General features: G+C 45.5%; 18 protein-coding genes. 5 read left to right on the top strand and 13 right to left on the bottom strand.

All coding sequences use genetic code 11. The annotated features are described in order from the left end of the window. Positions 1-15 precede the first annotated feature (15 nt). Positions 16-333, top strand: a complete 318-nt coding sequence (locus tag FB592_RS15690; RefSeq protein ID WP_014477682.1) for a PepSY domain-containing protein — start codon at positions 16-18, stop codon at positions 331-333. Between the two features lie 52 nt (positions 334-385). On the opposite strand, the gene FB592_RS15695 is transcribed toward FB592_RS15690, so the two are convergent. The 3 genes from FB592_RS15695 to trmB all read right to left on the bottom strand — a co-directional run bounded on the left by FB592_RS15695 (position 386) and on the right by trmB (position 3,725). Next, on the bottom strand, positions 386-2,086 hold the full coding sequence (locus tag FB592_RS15695; RefSeq protein ID WP_141949751.1) for an NAD-dependent malic enzyme: 1,701 nt from the start codon (positions 2,084-2,086) through the stop codon (positions 386-388). Between the two features lie 82 nt (positions 2,087-2,168). Further along, complete coding sequence (locus tag FB592_RS15700; RefSeq protein WP_032726424.1) at positions 2,169-3,014, bottom strand: YtnP family quorum-quenching lactonase; 846 nt, start codon at positions 3,012-3,014, stop codon at positions 2,169-2,171. 69 nt (positions 3,015-3,083) lie between these two features. Next, entirely contained in the window at positions 3,084-3,725 is a 642-nt protein-coding gene (trmB, locus tag FB592_RS15705) for a tRNA (guanosine(46)-N7)-methyltransferase TrmB (protein ID WP_021480321.1), read from the bottom strand. A 206-nt stretch (positions 3,726-3,931) separates the two neighbouring features. Between trmB and FB592_RS15710 the strand changes: the two genes are divergently transcribed. Continuing rightward, positions 3,932-4,210: a YtzH-like family protein gene (locus FB592_RS15710; protein ID WP_041851100.1), complete on the top strand. Its 279-nt coding sequence runs from the start codon at positions 3,932-3,934 to the stop codon at positions 4,208-4,210. Here the strand turns inward: FB592_RS15710 and FB592_RS15715 are convergent, their stop codons facing one another. The 5 genes from FB592_RS15715 to thpR form a co-directional block, all read right to left on the bottom strand. Further along, on the bottom strand, positions 4,211-5,008 hold the full coding sequence (locus FB592_RS15715) for a phosphotransferase family protein (RefSeq protein ID WP_009967993.1): 798 nt from the start codon (positions 5,006-5,008) through the stop codon (positions 4,211-4,213). It abuts the gene before it with no gap. 179 nt (positions 5,009-5,187) lie between these two features. After that, a complete protein-coding gene (pulA, locus tag FB592_RS15720; RefSeq protein ID WP_141949753.1) occupies positions 5,188-7,344 on the bottom strand; it encodes a type I pullulanase in 2,157 nt (718 codons plus the stop codon). 25 nt (positions 7,345-7,369) lie between these two features. Then, the gene (locus FB592_RS15725; RefSeq protein ID WP_021480323.1) at positions 7,370-8,299 is read right to left on the bottom strand and encodes a YegS/Rv2252/BmrU family lipid kinase; all 930 of its coding nucleotides are present in this window, start codon (positions 8,297-8,299) and stop codon (positions 7,370-7,372) included. 48 nt (positions 8,300-8,347) lie between these two features. Next, the gene (locus FB592_RS15730) at positions 8,348-9,262 is read right to left on the bottom strand and encodes a hypothetical protein (protein ID WP_003229241.1); all 915 of its coding nucleotides are present in this window, start codon (positions 9,260-9,262) and stop codon (positions 8,348-8,350) included. 25 nt (positions 9,263-9,287) lie between these two features. Further along, a complete protein-coding gene (gene thpR, locus FB592_RS15735; RefSeq protein ID WP_070547640.1) occupies positions 9,288-9,839 on the bottom strand; it encodes an RNA 2',3'-cyclic phosphodiesterase in 552 nt (183 codons plus the stop codon). A 148-nt stretch (positions 9,840-9,987) separates the two neighbouring features. Here thpR and cysK point away from each other — a divergent pair, with 148 nt between their 5' ends. After that, positions 9,988-10,923 carry a cysteine synthase A gene (gene cysK, locus FB592_RS15740; RefSeq protein WP_003229237.1) on the top strand — a complete coding sequence of 312 codons (936 nt, stop codon included), beginning with the start codon at positions 9,988-9,990 and terminating at the stop codon, positions 10,921-10,923. A 33-nt stretch (positions 10,924-10,956) separates the two neighbouring features. Here cysK and pepV read toward each other — a convergent pair whose 3' ends face one another. Then, complete coding sequence (gene pepV, locus FB592_RS15745) at positions 10,957-12,348, bottom strand: dipeptidase PepV (RefSeq protein ID WP_021480325.1); 1,392 nt, start codon at positions 12,346-12,348, stop codon at positions 10,957-10,959. 96 nt (positions 12,349-12,444) lie between these two features. Here pepV and pbuO point away from each other — a divergent pair, with 96 nt between their 5' ends. Continuing rightward, on the top strand, positions 12,445-13,743 hold the full coding sequence (gene pbuO, locus FB592_RS15750; RefSeq protein WP_014480583.1) for a hypoxanthine/guanine permease PbuO: 1,299 nt from the start codon (positions 12,445-12,447) through the stop codon (positions 13,741-13,743). A 38-nt stretch (positions 13,744-13,781) separates the two neighbouring features. On the opposite strand, the gene FB592_RS15755 is transcribed toward pbuO, so the two are convergent. Both FB592_RS15755 and FB592_RS15760 read right to left on the bottom strand, forming a co-directional pair. Next, a complete protein-coding gene (locus FB592_RS15755; RefSeq protein WP_070547642.1) occupies positions 13,782-14,939 on the bottom strand; it encodes an ABC transporter permease in 1,158 nt (385 codons plus the stop codon). After that, positions 14,936-15,646 carry an ABC transporter ATP-binding protein gene (locus FB592_RS15760; protein ID WP_042977616.1) on the bottom strand — a complete coding sequence of 237 codons (711 nt, stop codon included), beginning with the start codon at positions 15,644-15,646 and terminating at the stop codon, positions 14,936-14,938. Before FB592_RS15760 ends, FB592_RS15755 begins: the two co-directional genes overlap by 4 nt. Before the next feature lie 289 nt (positions 15,647-15,935). Here FB592_RS15760 and FB592_RS15765 point away from each other — a divergent pair, with 289 nt between their 5' ends. Further along, a complete protein-coding gene (locus FB592_RS15765; RefSeq protein WP_003152337.1) occupies positions 15,936-16,157 on the top strand; it encodes a DeoR family transcriptional regulator in 222 nt (73 codons plus the stop codon). A gap of 121 nt (positions 16,158-16,278) precedes the next feature. Here FB592_RS15765 and FB592_RS15770 read toward each other — a convergent pair whose 3' ends face one another. Both FB592_RS15770 and murJ read right to left on the bottom strand, forming a co-directional pair. Further along, positions 16,279-16,998: a pseudouridine synthase gene (locus FB592_RS15770; protein WP_101502192.1), complete on the bottom strand. Its 720-nt coding sequence runs from the start codon at positions 16,996-16,998 to the stop codon at positions 16,279-16,281. Between the two features lie 68 nt (positions 16,999-17,066). Continuing rightward, positions 17,067-18,701: a lipid II flippase MurJ gene (murJ, locus tag FB592_RS15775; protein WP_014480588.1), complete on the bottom strand. Its 1,635-nt coding sequence runs from the start codon at positions 18,699-18,701 to the stop codon at positions 17,067-17,069. Positions 18,702-18,837: the final 136 nt, after the last annotated feature.

The raw sequence follows: 18,837 nt of genomic DNA on the forward strand, positions 1-18,837 counted from the left end.
AGGAGGTGCTTTATTTTGAAATTGCGTCATCTTCTTTTAGGAGCAGGACTTGGAATTTGTACGGCTGTCGTTGTGAAACAATATGTGATGAAGCCTTATATTTCTTCAGAAAAAGCGCTTCGAATTGTAAAATCTGCTTTTAAGCAGCGGGGCCCGATTGACGGATCATGGATTTACACCCAGCCGGAGCCTTACAATATTAACGGAGAAACGGTACAGGTATACAAAACCGGCATTACACGATCAGCTTTCGGAGAATTAGAACAGTATGAAGTCATGGTGGATGCGAAAACGGGAGAAATTGTTGATGTCATTGATACAATCGCCTCTTAACACCGGACAAGCAAAAAATAGAAGCCGCTGCCTATGCAGCGGCTCTTTTTTATTATATCGCGCGAATCGGTTTGTATACCGGATACCACATCGCATCCTGCACTGCCTGTATAATGTCTTCAGGCTCTTCCGTAGCGACGCCTTCCTTCATTGCGGTTTTTGCAACTTCAACAGCAACGGTTGCCGAAACAGTGCGCAAATCTTCAACTTTTGGAAGCATCGGCGCGCCAGGCACCCCGACATTGACCATACCTGCGATTGCCCGGGCACATGCTTCAAACATGCCGTCGGTAATTAATTTTGATTTGGTAACAATCGTTCCAAGACCGAGACCAGGGAAGACAAGCGCGTTGTTTGCCTGCCCGATATGATACGTAACTCCGTTATATTCAACTGGCGGGAACGGGCTTCCTGTCGTGATCAGCGCACGGCCTTCTGTCCATTCGATTAAATCCTCCGGTTTTGCTTCAGAAAGAGTTGTCGGATTTGACATTGGCAAAATCGCCGGCCGTTTCACATGTGACGCCATTTCTTTTACAATTTCTTCAGTGAAAGCGCCGGAAACCGTAGATGTGCCGATCAGGATCGTCGGTTTCGCCTGCCGGACCACTTCAAGAAGATCAATGCCTCCGCCATCTCCGTTCCGCTGATAATCCTTCACTTCATCAGCCGAACGGGCATACGGCTTTTGGAAATCAAGAAGCTGATCCATATCATCTGTTAACAGCCCGTTTCTGTCTATGCACCAGAAGCGCTTGTATGATTCTTCTTCACTCAGTCCCTCGCGCACCAATGCTTCCCGCAGCTGTTCGGCAATTCCGATTCCTGCCGTTCCCGCTCCGAATATAACAACTCTGTGATCCCTCAGCGGAACTTTAGACGCTTTTGCACAGGATAAGACTGCGGCCAAAGAAACAGCGCCAGTTCCTTGGATATCATCATTAAAGGTACACACTTTATCTTTATAGCGTTTCAAAATGCTTCGCGCGTTTTTCGCCCCGAAATCCTCCCAATGCAGCAATGCATTCGGAAATGTTTCTCTCGCCAGCGCAACGTAGTCGTCAATAAATTGGTCATAGCGTTCTCCGCGCACTCTAGAATGCTGGTTGCCGACATAAAGCGGGTCGTTCAAGAGGCTCTCCTGATTTGTCCCCGCATCTAAAACAACAGCCAGCACTCTGCTCGGATCAATGCCCGCAGCCGCTGTATAAACCGCCAGCTTGCCAATAGAAATTGCGATTCCTCCGACGCCCCAGTCACCGATTCCTAAAATTCCTTCCGCATCAGTTGCAACAATTAAATCGATCGTATCGCTTTGATCTTTATACTGTTTAAATGCTTCTTTCATACCGTCCGGGTCATCGATTGACAGATAGAGCCCTCGTGGTTTTCTGTATTCATGGCTGTATCTCTGGATTGCCGTTCCAACTGTCGGTGTGTAGACAATCGGGAGCATTTCCCCTAAATGGTCATTTAACAAGCGGTAAAACAGCGTTTCATTCCGATCGTGCAGCGCCGTTAAATAGACATTTTTGCTCAAATCGTCAGGCTGTGCGGAATATTGTTCATACGCTCTTTTCGCCTGATCATCAATTGTTAATACCTTAGGCGGCAGAAAGCCTATTAAACCAAGTTCTTTTCTTTCTTCCTCAGTAAAAGCAACACCTTTGTTCAAAAAAGGAACAGAGAGCACTTCAAGGCCTCTTAATGTTGTTTGAATGTCTCCTTCGTTTGTTACTTTGAATTGTTTCACCCTGCCTCTTCCTTTCTGAGCATAATTAGTACTAGGTTTGCATTATTAGCCGGAAAACATGCAGGGTAAACATAAAAATATGCTATTGCTTCATTCGCTTGACTGAATCTTTGATGCTTCCGTCCTCCTCCCATTGAAGGGCGCGATACTCGGCATCATGATAAAAAATAAACCAAGCGTCTTTTTCTGCTGCGAACGCCTGCCATTTCTGCTTTTGCGGGATAGAGGTCATCGGATAATCATCGTAAGCCAGCACCCATAGCGGATTGCGGTGGGCATGTGTCGGCATCAGATCTGCCATATGTACGGCAGTTTCACCCGCATCCTCGCATATCAGGACACTGTGTCCGTCGCTATGGCCTCCGGTGTGATGCAGTGTAATACCCTCTGTGATCGTTAAGGTGTCTTCAAAGGTTTTGACTTGGCCAGCTACAGCCTCCCAATTTTCTTTCCAATACGTATTTTTCGACCTGATATTCGGATGGCGCATTTCGTCCCATTCAACAGCAGATGTATAAATCACTGCATTCGGAAAGACAGAGACGAGCCGTTCACCTTCATACTCCGTTAAACCGCATGCATGATCAAAATGAAGGTGTGTCATTGCGATCACATCTATATCGGCAACCGTTAATCCGAGTGCAGCTAATGAGGGTTTCACATTCGACTCTTGTGTCACGCCATAGTTTCGTTTTTGTTTATCAGTCAGCTTGCCGGACCCAATTCCGGCGTCAACGATGATATTGAGCCCATCCTTTTGAATCAAAATAGGGTCTGTCCTTAGTTCAATCTGGTTTTTTTCATTGACTGGATATTTTTTAGACCAAAGCGGCTTTGGCACAACGCCGAACATGGCGCCTCCGTCCATATGCGTCACGCCTCCGTCAAGCCAGGTCAACGTGATGTTTCCAATTTTCATTGTTTCCATTTTCATCCCCCCTGTCATCATGGTAGCAAACGGTCCATAAAAAAAACAGACTCCTGTCAGAGTCTGTCTTTACGTTCTCCATTCAACCTCAGCCCGATAGATCGGCTGGCCGAGTGCAGAGAATTTTTCTTCATATTCTGTCATAATATTGCCTTCGAGATTGCTGTTATGCAAATCGAGACTGACGTATGTCAGCAGGAGGCCGTACTCAGAGAAGCTCTTCAAAGAGTACTCAAACAAACCTCGGTTGTCCGTTTTAAAATGAATCGCTCCGCCTTTGCCCATTACTTCTTCATATTTTTTGAGGAAGTGGGAATATGTCAGGCGGCGTTTTTCATGCCGTTTCTTCGGCCAAGGATCAGAAAAGTTCAAGTAGACCCGTTTCACTTCCCCCGGCTCAAACACATCCGTCAGCGTGTCCGCATCTATATTCAGAAGCTTTACATTCTGCGCTTCGCTGTCTTTTACTTTTTGGACGGCTGTCACGATGACGCTTTTAAATAACTCAATACCAATATAATTGATGTCGGGATTTTGTTTGGCCATACCAGAAATAAATTGGCCTTTTCCTGTACCAACCTCGATATGGATCGGATTGTCGTTGCCAAACACTGTGTTCCATTTCCCTTTATAATCAGCAGGATTGCTGATGGCAATATCTGCGTTTTCAGCCAAAAAGTCATCAGCCCAAGGCTTGTGGCGCATTCTCATATGATTGACACCTCTATCTATTATTTCGACTAACAACATACCATGAATTAAAAAGACCCGCAAGCTCGTTTTTCCAGTGTATCTCTCTTAAGGCCGAGCGCATAAAAAAAGAGGGTCCCGTCTGCTGGAACACTCCTTTCACATGTATAAAAACGCTCTGTTTTGAACAATTTAACCCGTATGATACTGAAGGGATGTGTACCGTTATGGGTTTACATTATGAGCATCAAGTTCATTTATTGAAGGATATATTGACTGACCATCAATTGGACTGCTGCGGAACAGTCGCAGAGTACGAGCAGCTTGAGCGTGTGATTAAATCACTGATGGCAAACACCGAGCTTGATTCAAATTTCAAAAACGTACTTGAAGATGTTTACCGCTACAGCCAATCAGGAATATCGTCCAAATCCATCGACTCACACATACAAGAGCATCAGAACAGCCTGTCTCAATGGGTAGAGCAAATGGAGTCGTATTCCTGATTAATCAACAATTCGTTTCATGAGGATATGCAGCTCTTCCATTGCATCATGAAATTCCTTATCATTGCCTTTTGCTTTATGCCAGGCAATGAAAGTAATTGTTTCAGATAACACATACCAAGCCATTCGCAACCGAAGGCTTTCTGTCAGCTCTATGCCGTACATGCTCAGCCAGCTCTCCCAAGCTGGCTTTTCGACGTAGTGGTACAGCAAAGGCCCGAGGTCCATCGCCGGATCAGCGATCATGGCGCCGTCCCAGTCAATTAAATACAGCTGGTTGTCTTCAGACAATAGCCAGTTATTATGATTGACATCACAATGGCAAACGACTTTCTCACCGAAATGCACTTCATGCAGGTGTTCTTCCAAATACTTGATCCCTTCTTGAATCAGCGGCGAAGATTGCTGCACAGCAAATACAGCCTGCTTCAGCTGAGACAAAAGAGCCCCCGGGTTCAGCGGTTCTTTTCCAAGTCTCTTCAGCATGTCCAGCAAGGCTTTTGATGTGTGTATTTTACGAAGCAATTCAGCAACGGGCCGTCCGCTCATGTCTTTAGGCTTCAGCTCTCTGCCGGTCATCCAGTGCTGGGCCGTAATGACGTCCCCATTTTCCATCCGTTTTGTCCAAACCAGCTTCGGAACAATGCCTTCGGCGGATAAAACAGCTAAAAAAGGTGAGCTATTACGTTTTAAAAAAAGCTGCTGCCCGTTATGTTTCGCATAATATGCATCTCCTGTAGCTCCTCCGGCGGGGAAGATCTCCCAATCGCTACCTAGTAATTGTCCCAACCAGTTCATATCAATGTTCAACCCATCATTTCTTAAAATATTTTAGAATTAAGGCTAATCGTTTCTAGTCTATCCAGCGAATGCCTTTTTCGTACGAATCGTATAAAAATAAAAAAGACAGCTATTGAGAGTCTCATATGCTAATCAATAGCCGTCCTTTAAATTTTAGCGCTATAGCACAAACTTCGTCAAGCAAAACTCTTAAGATCTGATGCTAAATATAAGATAACCGTTCCGATGCCGTTTACTGCAACCGTTTTCTTAATTTCTGCCGGGTCTTCCTGAAATCCTGATGGATCACATAAAAGCCGATAAGGTATGTCGTTTGGCAGCCTCCACTCGACGGAGTCTGGACTCGCGTGATGGATAACAATGATATCTTTCCATTCGTCAACCTCGTCAAGATCATAAAGCCTGTATGCGATAAGGTGTTCTTTTAGCGTCAAGCATTCAAGATGGCGCCGGATGTCTGCAGCGGACCTAAGACGGAATGCAGGATGCGCTTTTCTCAGCGAGATCAGCCTGCGGATATAGTGAACATCTTCTTTGAATGTTTCACGGCGATCCCAGTCGAGCTGGTTGATGCTGTCACTGGATTGATAGCTGTTTTCCACTCCCTGCTTCGTCCGGAAAAATTCCTGGCCGCTGTGAATAAACGGCACCCCTTGGGCAAGCAAAATAATCGCGGCTGCAAGCCTTTGCCTGCTTCGCTTTCGGCTGTCATTTTCTTGAGGAAGCGCGAAGCTCATTTTATCCCAAAAGGTGTGATTGTCGTGTGATTCGACATAATTGATGGACTGGCTTGGTTCCGGAACAATCGGTGCTAATGCCTTCCATCCGGAAGACCCGGCAATTCCATGCATCACAGCTTGTGCTGATTCACTGCCGCCGAGCGCAAACCCTGCTGCCATAAGGTGAAAGGTGTTCCCTTTTACAGCGTCACGAAACATATCATTAAAAAAACCGATGCCCGGCATTCTTGGCGCGTTCGCCAAAGCAGCTTTCTGTTCATGCGGCAGCGGTGTAGCCAGATCCCACCCTTCTCCAAAAAGCAGGATTCCGGGCTTTGCCTTAGTTGCTTTCTCTTTCATATAAAGCACGGTGTCAATATCTAAAATCCCGAGGAGATCAAAGCGGAAGCCGTCAACATTGTATTCTTCAAGCCAATAGACCACGCAATCCGCAATGAATTTTCTTGCCATCCTTCTTTCTGATGCAATATCATTGCCAACGCCGGTGCCGTTTGATGGCATCCCACATTCGTCGTGCCGGAAAAAATAACCGGGCACTGTCTTTTCAAAGGGGGAATTCTCCCTCTTATACACATGGTTAAAAACAACATCCAGAATGACTCGCAGACCGTGCTGATGCAGGGTATTGATCATTTGTTTCAGCTCTGTTTTTCTCGTTTGAGGATCATGAGGGTTTGAGGCATAGCTTCCCTCCGGGGCAAAGAAATGAAGCGGGTTATATCCCCAATTGTATGCATCAAGCGGCTTCTCTTCATCAACTCCGGCAAAATCATTCACCGGCAGAAGCTCCACATGTGTAACACCAAGCTCTTTTACATACGCCAGTCCCGAAGAACTGCCATTTGCGGTTTGTGTATCAGTTTCCGTTAATGCTAAGTATTTTCCCTTGTTTATCATGCCGCTGTTTTCATGGATGGAGAAGTCGCGAAGGTGCGTCTCATAGATGACGGCATCCACAGGGTGTGAGAATGGTTTAAGAGGAGCAGTCCATTTCATTTGATCCGGGCGCAAGACGACGCCCTTCTCTCCATTTACAGTCACAGCCTTGGCATACGGGTCAACGGTTTCCATCCATTCTGAATTGTTGCAGATGCAAAACAAATACTCATATCCGTGAAGGTCACCTGTGACCGTAACGGCATAGACGCCTTTTTCCAACCGAGTCATTTGGAATGTGCGCCCGCTTTTATTGGGGTATGAAAGCTTGACAGTAGCTGAGGTTGCAGCAGGCGCCCATACTTTAAATACGGTATGATCCGCGGTATAAACGGCGCCCAGCTCTCCGTCATAATAAAATTCGTCATCAAACGCAGCCGTCCGGATGACCGCGCCAATTTGGAGATCCGTTTTGTGGCCGCTGGATGCTCTGACGCAATGGATTTTTCCAAATGTCACAGGATGGTCGGATACGCAGACGTACTTGTATTTTGCTTCAAGGGAGTATTCCTCCCTGACAGCCAGAGGAAAAAATGTTGTTTCTGTCTCAAGCCGAAACGGCGGTGTCATGATTCCCTTTTGTTCAGCAGGAATCAGAACAGTAATGATATTCATGTCATCGACATACGCTTCGAAGCTGCGGCGGATGCTGACCATCGGAAGCTCTCTCCTTCAAACACGTTTATGTTTTGATCCTTAGGGGTGAAGGACTAGAAGCCAGACGAAACGGGGTAGTGCCCATGATTTCTCCGTCAGCATGGAACGGGATTTTGTCCTTCGTGTAAAATGTAATGTCCTTCGCTTTAAACATCGTAACGCCATCCATCTTTGTATGTTTTCCAAATGCCATGAGACATAAAAGCCAATATTTTTTCAAAAACGGCTGGTTTTCAACGATTACAATATCAAATGTCTTCTCGCGCGGATTTGCTAGGGGCGCCGCCTTCATGCCTCCCCCGTAAAACGGATGGTTGGATACAACGGCAAACCAGACATCATGAAATTCGAGCGTCTCGTCTTCCGTCGTACAAGCTAACGTAAACGGCTTAAAGGTTGCCGAAGCGTGCAAATGAGAAAGCGGATACACCAGAAATCGAAGGCGGAGAAAAAGAAAAACCCGTCTCAACGGAAATTCCATCGCCTTTTTATTAACATATGCGTCAAACCCGATCCCGATATGATTCATAAAATAAAGAATCTGTGATTTATCCTGAAGGAAATTGACGCTCCCTAAATGAAAGGTTCTTGTTAACGGGCGCTTTACCTTCTTGATTTCCTGTATCAGATCGATTTTTTTAATAGAGAATCCTCGCGAAAAATCATTATATGCGCCCGCCGGCACAAAGCTCAGCTCAATATCGTCAACATCTTTCAGCCCGTTGACAACTTCATGCATGGTTCCGTCTCCGCCAATGACGATCAGACGCTTCAGCTTATATTCCTGTATCGTTGAAATCTGTCTGGCGAGCACCTCGGCGTGTCCCGGATGTTCAGTTAAAAATGAACGGTGCTCAACCTTTCGTTTGATCAATTCTTTTTGAATGGACTTCCAAACACGCAGGCCGTTTCGATGTCCTGCTGTCGGATTAATAATAAAAAACCAATGGCTCATCTTTCTCACCTGCTTATGTTATGAGAAAACCGCTCAAATCGTTCTCTTTTACTCCAGCCACTCCTGTCTGCGATAGGAGTCAGACATGCAGTAAGACAATAGAGCCTTTGCAGCCTTTACCTGATGATGTTTGATCGGAGCAGTGTTTTTCTTCTGCCGCTCAATCCATTCTTCCGCGCTCCGCTTATCCGCTATTTCTAAGCCGTATGGCGGCTCCGGGTAATCGATGTACGACGTTCTGCTCAGAAGCAATTTTCGAACTGGGATCTCAGCCTGTTTTTCCTTTACGATCTTCGACACAACCGAGTCCGTACGAAACAGGCTAAGCCCTGGATTTAACACTGATGCAGTCTGAGAGGCTGTTTTCTTGTCCCAAAAACGATTTTTAGACCCTATGTAGACACTGTCTTCCTCAGCCTCTAAAAAAGAAACGCAATAAATTTCCAGAGGAGAAATAATCACAATGCTTAATTCAACCGCCGCCTGCTGAATTTTCAGCACAGGCTTATACATAATAAAATAAGAATCAGGCAGCTGCTGGGTCAGATAACGCAAAATGCGGTCCTGCTTCACCTGGTTTGAGAGTTGAGATATTTCTGAAAGAGTAGAGCTTGCCCATTTGAGCTGAAAATCATATAAATGTCTTTTATAAAAAGAAGCAAGCGCCACCCTGCTCTTCGGGAGCCTTACATGAATATCTTCTTCGTCCTCAAACCATTGGTGTCTCTCTTCTTGTATATCGGCTTTTATCTCTTCTTTTCTTCTTTTCAATGAAAATTTTTTTCGTTTCTGCACCGGTTCCGGTTCTTCAGCACTGGCTTGCCTTTCTTCATGCTGGCGCTCCGCTGCTTCTACTAGTGAAAGCCAGCGCTCTTTTTTCAGACGTACAAACTGGTTGATATAATGGTACGGATCAAGCTCATATCTCGATATATAATCATGAATTTTGATGATTTGTGCCATGTTTGTTTCTCCACTCCGCAATGAATTAAGATAATTGAAATTTGAATATTTCCTCGTATTTTGGTGATTGGTTCAAGTGTATTTGAAAGAGCGAAAATCGTTCAGCCATCATCGAAACTTCGCCGCTTTCAAACGGAACATGAGCTGGAAATCCATTTTCGCCTGTCCATTTTCTTGCCAGCGTCATATGAGGATGATACGGTCTTTTTTCCACTTGAAAGCCGGCCTGAAGTACAGCCTGCTTCGTATGTTCCCGCAGTCTATCAAGCGTTTTGTTTTTCTTTGGCTCCAGATGTAAAACGCGCGGCCTTCTGCGGTCGCCGAATACATCTATCTTGTCAAACTCAATTGAAAATGGGTCAATTTCTGAAGCAATCTCTGCTAGCGAAACTTCAAGCTTCTTTATTTGTGTCTCATCCGCCGTTCCGAGAAAAATTAACGTGATATGATAGTCAAGCGGGTGCACCCATTTTTGAAACGTCAATACCGGTTCGTTTTTCGCAGCCTGGTAGATCGGATTTGCAATTCCCTCAGGTATGGGAACACCGATGAAATAATGAGGCCGTATATCTGGCATCCGTCTGACACTCCCTTCTTTGACAGCTATTATTTTATCAATAAAGAGGCTGTGCGGATAGAGGAACAGTGTATGAAAACACTCTCGCACAAACGTTTATTATGTTAGGATATTATATGACACTTGTTTTATTCAGAAAGGAATGACAATGTTGAAAATCGTTGCAAACACAGCTGATCTGATAGGAGATACACCGCTAGTGAGATTGAATCGGCTTCAGCCGGAAAATGCGGCACAAGTCTATTTGAAGCTTGAATTTTTCAATCCGAGCGGCAGTGTGAAAGACAGAGCCGCTTATCAAATGATCATAGAAGCTGAACAAAACGGTTTACTCAAGCCGGGATCAGTTATTATAGAGCCGACAAGCGGAAATACCGGAATCGGGCTCGCCATGAATGCGGCAGCACGCGGATATAAAGCAATCTTAGTTATGCCTGATACGATGACGAAGGAACGGATCAACCTACTTAAAGCTTACGGTGCAGAGGTTGTATTAACTCCCGGAGAGGAAAGAATGCCGGGCAGCATCAAAAAAGCGAAGGAGCTTGCCGAACAAATTCCGAACAGCTATATTCCAATGCAGTTCGATAACACTGCTAATCCTGATGCGCACCGGAAAACAACAGCGCCTGAAATCGCCCGGGCAATAGAGGAAATCGGAAAACCGCTCGGCGCTTTTGTCGCCTCCTCTGGAACGGGCGGAACCATTACCGGAACAGGTGAGGCGCTCAAAGAGCTTTTTCCGGATATCACGGTTCATGTTGTTGAGCCAGCGGGTTCGCCTGTATTATCCGGCGGAAAACCTGGCGCGCATAAACTTGTAGGAACGAGCCCAGGCTTTATACCGCCGATTTTAAATGAAGACGTTTATGATGAAATTATCAAAATCTCTGATGAAGACGCGTATACGACGACAAGACGGCTTGCTGCTGAAGAAGGAATTCTTGTCGGTCCTTCATCAGGCGCTGCCTGCTTCGCGGCAATCGAAACAGCGAAACGCCTCTCTCCTGACAAAGTTGTGGTCTGCATGACAGCTGATACAGGAGAACGGTACTTATCAACTGATTTATGGTCATTTATTTAAAAAAAGGACTGGCTTCAGCAGAAGCCGGTCCTTTTATTTTGCAAGCTCGTAAATGGCCTGAGCATATAACGCTGTCGATCTCAGCAGGTCATCAATTTCGATATATTCATCCTTTTGGTGTGCGCTGTCAGGACGTCCGGGGAACAGCGGGCCGAACGCGACACCGGCTTTTAAGGATCTCGCATATGTCCCCCCGCCGATTGAGATTAAGTCAGCTTTTTTACCCAGCTGGCCTTCATAAACCTTTTGCAGGGTTTTGACTAACGGATGATCTGCGGACACGTGATGCGGCTTGCTGTCTTTGAATTCTCCCAGCTCAAATTCAGATGCGCTTTCGAATGCATCGCGGATCACTTTGCTTTCAGCTGTCACAGGATAGCGGATATTGATCCCGAGCTCGCCTCCTTGCCCTTCTTTATAGCGCAGTGTTCCGACATTTAATGTCAGCTCACCGCTGATTTCATCCTCACAGTCGATGTCCAGTTTTTTTCCTCTTGTATCACCTGAGAACTTATCTGTCACAACTTGCACAAACCGCTTTCCTGCATCGTCAAGCTCAGTCTGCTGGAGAAATTCGCACAATAAAATGCCGGCATTGATCCCATTGTTCGGTTCCATCGCATGGCAGGAAAGACCGTACATACGCAAAATGAGCTGTCCGTTCTCTATTGCAGCTTCCCCTTTTTGGTCCGTCGTGCGGAGCATGTCTTTAAATGAAGACAGAATCTCTTCATTTTTCGGCCCTTCAATGACAGCTTCCGCAGCGTCAGGCACCATGTTTAAGCGAAGGCCTGATTGAAACGAGACAAGCACTGCCTTTGGTTCTGCTTGATTTGGACGGTGTGGAATAAGTAAAGAAGCATCGATGATCCCTTTTTCCGCATTAATGATCGGAAAATCGGCGTCAGGCGCAAAGCCCATTGTTGGCATTTCTTCATGCTTGAAATAATGCTCTACGCATCTCCAATCGCTTTCTTCATCTGTTCCGATAATCATTCTGACTCGCTTGGACAGGGGCAAATTCATGTCTTTCACGATTTTCAGCGCGTAGAATGCCGCCATTGTCGGGCCTTTGTCATCAATGGCGCCCCTTGCATAAATCCGTCCGTTGCGGATTTCAGCTGAAAATGGATCACTCGTCCACCCATCTCCCGGCGGCACGACGTCAACATGGCAAAGTACGCCGATAATGTCATCGCCCTCCCCCCATTCAATATGACCTGCGAAGCCGTCAAGATTTTTTGTTGTAAAGCCTTCTTTTTCTCCAAGCTCCAGCAATGAAGTCAGGCTGGCGTTTACCCCCTCTCCAAACGGTTTACCGGGTCCGGCGGTTGTTTCGTCCATGACACTGTTGATTCTCAAAAATTCCTGCGTATCACGAATTAAATCCTCTTTTTTTCTGATCACTTCAACTTCCCAGTTCATAATGATCCCCTTTCCGCAAGAAATGACTTGCAAAAACCAAATAAAACGAATAATATTAATGGTGTTTTGTTAAAACGTTCGTAATTGGAGGATACTATGTTTCATCTAAAAGAGCAGCAAACATCCATAAAGCAAGAAATCATAGCAGGGCTGACGACCTTTTTCACAATGGTCTATATCGTCGTGGTCAATCCGGTCATTCTGGCTAACGCCGGGGTTCCTTTCGACCAGGTGTTCACCGCAACGATTATTGCCTCCATTGTCGGAACGCTGTGGATGGCCCTGGCAGCAAATTATCCGATTGCTATTGCGCCCGGCATGGGCTTGAACGCTTATTTAGCCTTTCATGTCGTAAGCGCAAGCGATGGCGGCATCACGTACGCAACAGCTTTCAGCGCAGTATTTACAGCAGGGGTTCTCTTCATTATTCTATCGTTAACGCCTTTAAGAAAACAACTTATAGAAGCGATTCCAAACAATTTAAAATACGGGATCACAACAGGGATCGGGCTGTTTATTGCATTTATCGGTTTGCGTCAAGCGGGCATTGTGGCAGCTGATGAGTCAAACCTGGTCACTCTCGGCAATCTGCATTCACCTGGTGTTATCTTAACGCTGGTTGGCCTTTTGATCAGCGTGGTCCTGATGGTGCTGAATGTAAGCGGCGCTTTATTTATCGGAATGGCAGCTACCGCTTTGATCGCCTTTTTCACCGGCCAGCTCCATTTTCCAAAGGGATTTATGTCGCTTCCTCATTTGCCGGAAGGATTGATGATCTCAAATCCATTTACCGCTTTTGGCGATGTCATTCATCACGGCCTGTACGCTGTCGTCTTTTCTTTTCTATTAGTCACCATTTTTGATACGACAGGCACGATGATCGGAGTTGCCGAGCAAGCCGGGCTGATGAAAAACAACAAGCTGCCTAACGTGCGAAAAGCGCTGCTTGCTGATTCAACAGCGACGACAGTAGGAGCTGTTTTCGGCACAAGTCCGACGACCGCATTTATCGAATCTTCCGCCGGTGTCGCAGCCGGGGGAAGAACGGGGCTTACGGCTTTGACTGTCGCGGTGATGTTTGCGGCTTCAATGTTTTTCAGTCCGCTTGTCAGCGCCTTGTCCGGTATAGCCGCCATCACCTCGCCTGCTTTGATTATCGTCGGCAGCTTGATGATGGGCTCGGTTTCCAATATGAACTGGAAAGAGATGGACGAGGCATTTCCAGCGTTTCTCGTCATTCTGGCCATGCCTTTGACATCCAGCATTTCAACAGGAATTGCGCTTGGCTTTATTTCATATCCGATCGTAAAAGCGGCGCGGGGAAAATGGAGAGAGATTCATCCGCTCGTCATCGTTTTCGCCATTCTGTTTTTCATCCAGCTGTTTATTTTATAACATAGACCAAAAAACCCAAACGTCGTCGTTTGGGTTTTTTATGTAAACAATAAAGAGACAGCGGCCGCTAAAAAACAACAGGCGGCAAACGCATAGTGCAGGATGTTGATACAGTTTTTTCTGGCCCGATAATATTCATCACTTTCCTTATCGGTGCCAATTAAAAAAGGGGCATCCATGACCTTGTCAAAAATAAGCGTCAGGATATAACGGCAAACACCTGTATAGACCAGCAGCGCAATCACCTTCAGCCAAATTGGGGAAACAAATATGAGAACGGTGAAAGCTGACAATAGCATGTACATCTGCCTCGCATACTCGCCATTCCTCAGCATGACTTTAAAAAACAATTCCTTATAGCCTGTGCAGATCGTTCGTCTTTTAAATATCCTTTTTGAATTTCGGTATAATAACGGTTTTCTTCTCATCCTGTCTTTTACTTTTGGCATTCCCGCCTCCTGACTCATCATCATCACAAGTCCTGCAAGGGCAAGCCTGCTTTTTTTCTCTTCAGTCACCTCAGCTTCAAAAGCCGTGAACGAAGCCGTCTTTTTCAAACTGCGGATAACTGAGAAAAGCAAAAATAAAATGCCAAAAAGCGCAAGCAAGTGCCACTGAGTCAAAACAATCAGGATAGCAGAACCAGCAAAAAATATAGCTCTGACAAGGATATCACCAATCCATCTCGAAATAGAGCGCGGCTTTCTGATCCTGTCTTGCTTTAAGGATAAAAAGAATATATGAAGGCCAAACAAATAACACAATAGAGCAGTGCTTTCTGCGAATGTGATGTGAACAGAATGACTGATCAAGGGAAGGACAATGAAAAAGAGAAGCAGCCATTTAGCCATCGTGACGAGAAAAGAATACAAAAGCGCGTACCGTTTGAGCTGATAGATGATTTCTTTCTTTTGCAGCAAAAACACTTTGTCCGCTTCCATTAAAAATGTACGAATCGAGCCTGTAAACATGATCAGCCCACACACAGCGTACAGCCATCTCCACTCCGCCACTTCAGACCACTCATAAAGAAGGCCTCTTCCATTCATCAAATCAATATACTGATAGATGACAAAAGCAATCGCCGGCAAAACAATATAGAGAGCGACTGTCCAGTCAATGACCGCATGCAACACTTTAAACTGATACTTGTAATAGTCAAACAGCCTTCGAAAAAAGAGCGTACGCCCGTTCATGGCCGATCACCTTGAACTGCCTTATAAAAACAGTCAAGCAATGACTGCCCCTCTAATCCGGTCTTGTCCTGAATATCTTTTAACGTGCCTTGGAGAAATAATGAACCTTTCTCAATCATATAAAACCGGTCACAGATTTTTTCCGCGGTATCGAGTACATGCGTGCACATAAGAATTCCGGCTCCACGTTCTTTTTCAGCCTTAAGCATGTCCACAAAGCGTTTCGTCGATATCGGATCAAGGCCGATAAACGGTTCATCAATCACATACATATCCGGCTTAGAGAGAAAGGCCTGGATAAGCATTAGTTTTTGCTGCATGCCCTTCGAAAAGGTGACAGGCAGCTCATGTTTGACCTGATCAAGCGAAAACGTCTGCAGCAGGCTTTGGGCCCGATGCGCAAATTCACTCTCTTCAATGCCGTGGAGTGTGCTGATCAGATCCAAATGCTCCCACAGCGTCAGTTCTTCGTAGAAGGACGGATGCTCCGGAATATATGCAAATGAACAGTCGTTCCAGGCAATATGCCCTTTAAAATCTTCTGAAAGGCCGAGTATCGCCTTGATTGCGGTGCTTTTTCCGGCGCCGTTAGCTCCGATCAGTCCAACCAGTTCCCCTTTTCTGACTTCCAGAAAAACATCGGTGAGCACTTTTTTTCGGCTTGTATACCCGGCCTGTTCTATTGAAGCTTCAAGCAAATTTGTCAAAACTCTCCCACCTCCAAAATTTACTACGAAACAGAATAAAAAAAGTTTCTTTAACCATAATAATATTGAGCCGAAATACATAGTAATCCAACAAGGATGGCTGCCCAACGCGAATTGGAAAAAATTAATAGGAGTTATCCCTAGATTCATCACTGCAATATCGTGTATAATGAGGGCGAATTATTATAACAATTACAGATGTCTGCCTTTGTTGCTATTTCGTACGCAGTTGATAGTCGTGAGTTGTGGTTAGTCAAGTCCATCCGATCTTATGATAGGGAGTGGTTTTTTGAAACCTTCAACAAACCGTATGCTAACTCGAATCAAATCAGTTTACATGTTTATCCAAGAAAAAGGTCTTGTGACAACACAGGAACTGGTTGACGAATTCGGCATTACACCTAGAACGATTCAAAGAGACTTAAATGTGTTGGCATATAATGATCTTGTTCATAGTCCAAGCCGTGGCAAGTGGGAGACAACGAGAAAGAAAGTAAAGATTACCTCATAAATTGAAAAATTACATAGGGCCGCCTGAGAGCGGCCCGATAGATAATAGGGCGCAGAAACTACTGAGCCTTGTTTTTGTGTGCTTATAAATAAAACCCCGCATTCGATATGCGGGGTTTTTGTCATGCTTGCGGCTCATTGAGCAAATGAAGCTCTTCCTCTGTCAGCTCACGGTATTCTCCGGGTGCCAGAGCGGGATCTAGGGAAACGCGTCCCATCGAAAGCCGCTTCAGATAAACCACTTCATTGCCGACTGCCTTTGCCATTTGCTTGACCTGATGGTATTTTCCTTCTGTAATTGTCAGGTATATCACGGTATTGCCACTGTTGTTTGTTTTGATTTCCGCTCTTGCCGGCTTTGTTTTATAGCCGCCCTCTATGTAGACACCCGTTTCCAAATCGGAGATGTCTTCCCTAGAAATCTGTGATTTTAAATGGACTTCATATGTTTTTGGAACATGCTTTTTAGGAGAAAGGAGCCGATGTGCGAGCTGGCCATCATTTGTGAGCAGCAAAAAGCCCTCTGTATCTTTATCAAGCCTGCCGGCTGGAAATGGCTCAAATCTCATCTCCTCCGGCGTCAGCAGATCGACCACTGTTTGCTGCCGGCTGTCCTCAGTCGCCGACAGCACGCCCTGCGGTTTATTCATCATAAGATAAATGAACTCTCGATAATCAACCGGTTCCCCGTATACGGTCACCTCCTGCGTATCAGGATCAACGTGCGCCTTTACATCTTTGGCAGGTTTGCCGTCGATCATCACGGCTCCAGCCTTTACAACGGCTTTGACTTCTTTTCTGGAACCATACCCGCTGTTGGCAAGCAGCTTATCAAGTCTCATTCCCAATCTCTCCTTTATAAAAGAAAGCCCGCAGCATGCGAGCCCTCAGTTTCATCATATCTAGTTCATCAGCCTGCATGTCTGCCTTTCCTTAAGAAACCTGGCAAACGGCGGCCTAAAATTTTCTGTAAAAATCCTAATCGGTAGCCGCAATACAGGTAGACAGCTCCGCCAACAGCGGCCGCGATCACCACAACAATCGCAGCTTGCAGCTGGCCATCCTGATAGGAAATAAAGAAGCCTAATACCCACTGCACGATTTTCACGGCAATACCCATAATGGCTGATAAGACAAGCATCAAAACAGTTCGTTTAACTAGTATCTTATACGAATAGCCTGCATGGCGCTTAATCATGATAAACCCATATAAAAGTGAAGCGATATATCCAAGCGCCGTCGCTAAAATCGCTCCGTCAGCCTGCATCAGCTTGATCAGCGGAACATTCAGCACAAGCTTGATCACGACACCGATCACAAGGCTGACAACCGCAAATTTTTGCTTATTGATGCCCTGCAGAATGGCTGCGTTGACTGTAAACAAAGAGAACAAAATCGCGACTGGCGAATACCATAGCAAAATGTTTGCTCCCAGTTCAGGGTGAAGGCTCTCTGACCCGTAAAAGAACGTATACGTCGGTCCTGACAATAGAGAGATCCCGACAACAGCCGGAATAATTAAAAACAGGATCGTCTGCATCGTTTGATTAATCTGCTGATTTAACAGCTTATAGTTTCCGCTTGTAAACGATTCAGTAATCGTTGGAATTAATGTCAGTCCGAAAGCAGTTGCTAGGGAAACCGGGATCATCACGAGCTTCTGAACATACAGGGTTAGAATCGCAAGCATGTCTTGGCTGATGGCTTGATGACCGGCTTCAATCATCGCTTTGTTAAACGTATTTGTATCAATATAGTTATACAAAGGGATGGCTAGTCCGACAAAAACGTACGGAGCAGCATAGCTGAACAGCTCGAAAAACATTTTTTTGTAGCTTAGGTTTGCTGTCGGACCCGTATTCGGCATCATCGCCAGCAGGCTGCCCTTCCGTTTGTTCCAATAAATATAAAGCACGACCAGCCCACCGAAGGCACCGATCAGCGCTGCGAAGGTTGCATAGCCCACAGCGATGACAAGGCCGCCGTTGAAAACCTTCAAAATCAAGAATGTCGCACTCAATAGAAAGATGATGCGGACAATCTGTTCAACGACTTGGGAAACAGCTGTCGGACCCATCATTTGGTGCCCTTGAAAGAATCCGCGGACAAGGCTCATAATCGGTACGACCAAAAGCGCTAAGCTGACCATGCGGATGACATAAACAACATGATCAATTGTCAGGCCGTTATTATCCTTGCCTCCCAGCGATATTTCCGCAAACATCGGAGCCGATAGATACAGAATGAAAAAGGCTATCATTCCTGTGACGAGCATAACCGACATGCCCGCCTTGAGCATTTTCCTGCTTGTCTCATAATCCCCTTTTGAATTATATTTGGAAACAAATTTAGAAACAGCGGCCGGAAAGCCCATCGTAGCAATATTCAAAAATAAAGTGTATTGGTTGTATCCGTATTGAAATAATGCACCGCCTGTCGCCCCGACCATAATGCTGAAGGGAATTAAATAGACCATCCCCAGAATCCGCGATATATATGTACCGAGCGTTAATACAAACGTGCCTCTTAACAGTTTGCTTGACATGTTTCTTCATCACCATTTTCTACGAAGATTCAACTTTTCTATTTTACCACAACTGGGCATTTAGACGGTAATAAATACAAAAGCAATCCTGTGAACATTCATGTCCGCGGCAAAAGACGTTTAAGGAGCGGCTTTC

The organism is Bacillus sp. SJZ110, from assembly GCF_006715455.1.
In the GTDB taxonomy this organism is placed as follows: Bacteria; Bacillota; Bacilli; order Bacillales; family Bacillaceae; genus Bacillus; species Bacillus subtilis.

What these genes read in the sequence shown, in the direction of transcription:
- FB592_RS15700 (WP_032726424.1), bottom strand. Translation starts at nt 3,014, where the DNA reads ATGGAAACAATGAAAATTGGAAACATCACGTTGACCTGGCTTGACGGA.
- trmB (WP_021480321.1), bottom strand. Translation starts at nt 3,725, where the DNA reads ATGAGAATGCGCCACAAGCCTTGGGCTGATGACTTTTTGGCTGAAAAC.
- FB592_RS15710 (WP_041851100.1), top strand. Translation starts at nt 3,932, where the DNA reads ATGGGTTTACATTATGAGCATCAAGTTCATTTATTGAAGGATATATTG.
- FB592_RS15715 (WP_009967993.1), bottom strand. Translation starts at nt 5,008, where the DNA reads ATGAACTGGTTGGGACAATTACTAGGTAGCGATTGGGAGATCTTCCCC.
- pulA (WP_141949753.1), bottom strand. Translation starts at nt 7,344, where the DNA reads ATGGTCAGCATCCGCCGCAGCTTCGAAGCGTATGTCGATGACATGAAT.
- FB592_RS15725 (WP_021480323.1), bottom strand. Translation starts at nt 8,299, where the DNA reads ATGAGCCATTGGTTTTTTATTATTAATCCGACAGCAGGACATCGAAAC.
- FB592_RS15730 (WP_003229241.1), bottom strand. Translation starts at nt 9,262, where the DNA reads ATGGCACAAATCATCAAAATTCATGATTATATATCGAGATATGAGCTT.
- thpR (WP_070547640.1), bottom strand. Translation starts at nt 9,839, where the DNA reads ATGCCAGATATACGGCCTCATTATTTCATCGGTGTTCCCATACCTGAG.
- cysK (WP_003229237.1), top strand. Translation starts at nt 9,988, where the DNA reads ATGTTGAAAATCGTTGCAAACACAGCTGATCTGATAGGAGATACACCG.
- pepV (WP_021480325.1), bottom strand. Translation starts at nt 12,348, where the DNA reads ATGAACTGGGAAGTTGAAGTGATCAGAAAAAAAGAGGATTTAATTCGT.
- pbuO (WP_014480583.1), top strand. Translation starts at nt 12,445, where the DNA reads ATGTTTCATCTAAAAGAGCAGCAAACATCCATAAAGCAAGAAATCATA.
- FB592_RS15755 (WP_070547642.1), bottom strand. Translation starts at nt 14,939, where the DNA reads ATGAACGGGCGTACGCTCTTTTTTCGAAGGCTGTTTGACTATTACAAG.
- FB592_RS15770 (WP_101502192.1), bottom strand. Translation starts at nt 16,998, where the DNA reads ATGAGACTTGATAAGCTGCTTGCCAACAGCGGGTATGGTTCCAGAAAA.
- murJ (WP_014480588.1), bottom strand. Translation starts at nt 18,701, where the DNA reads ATGTCAAGCAAACTGTTAAGAGGCACGTTTGTATTAACGCTCGGTACA.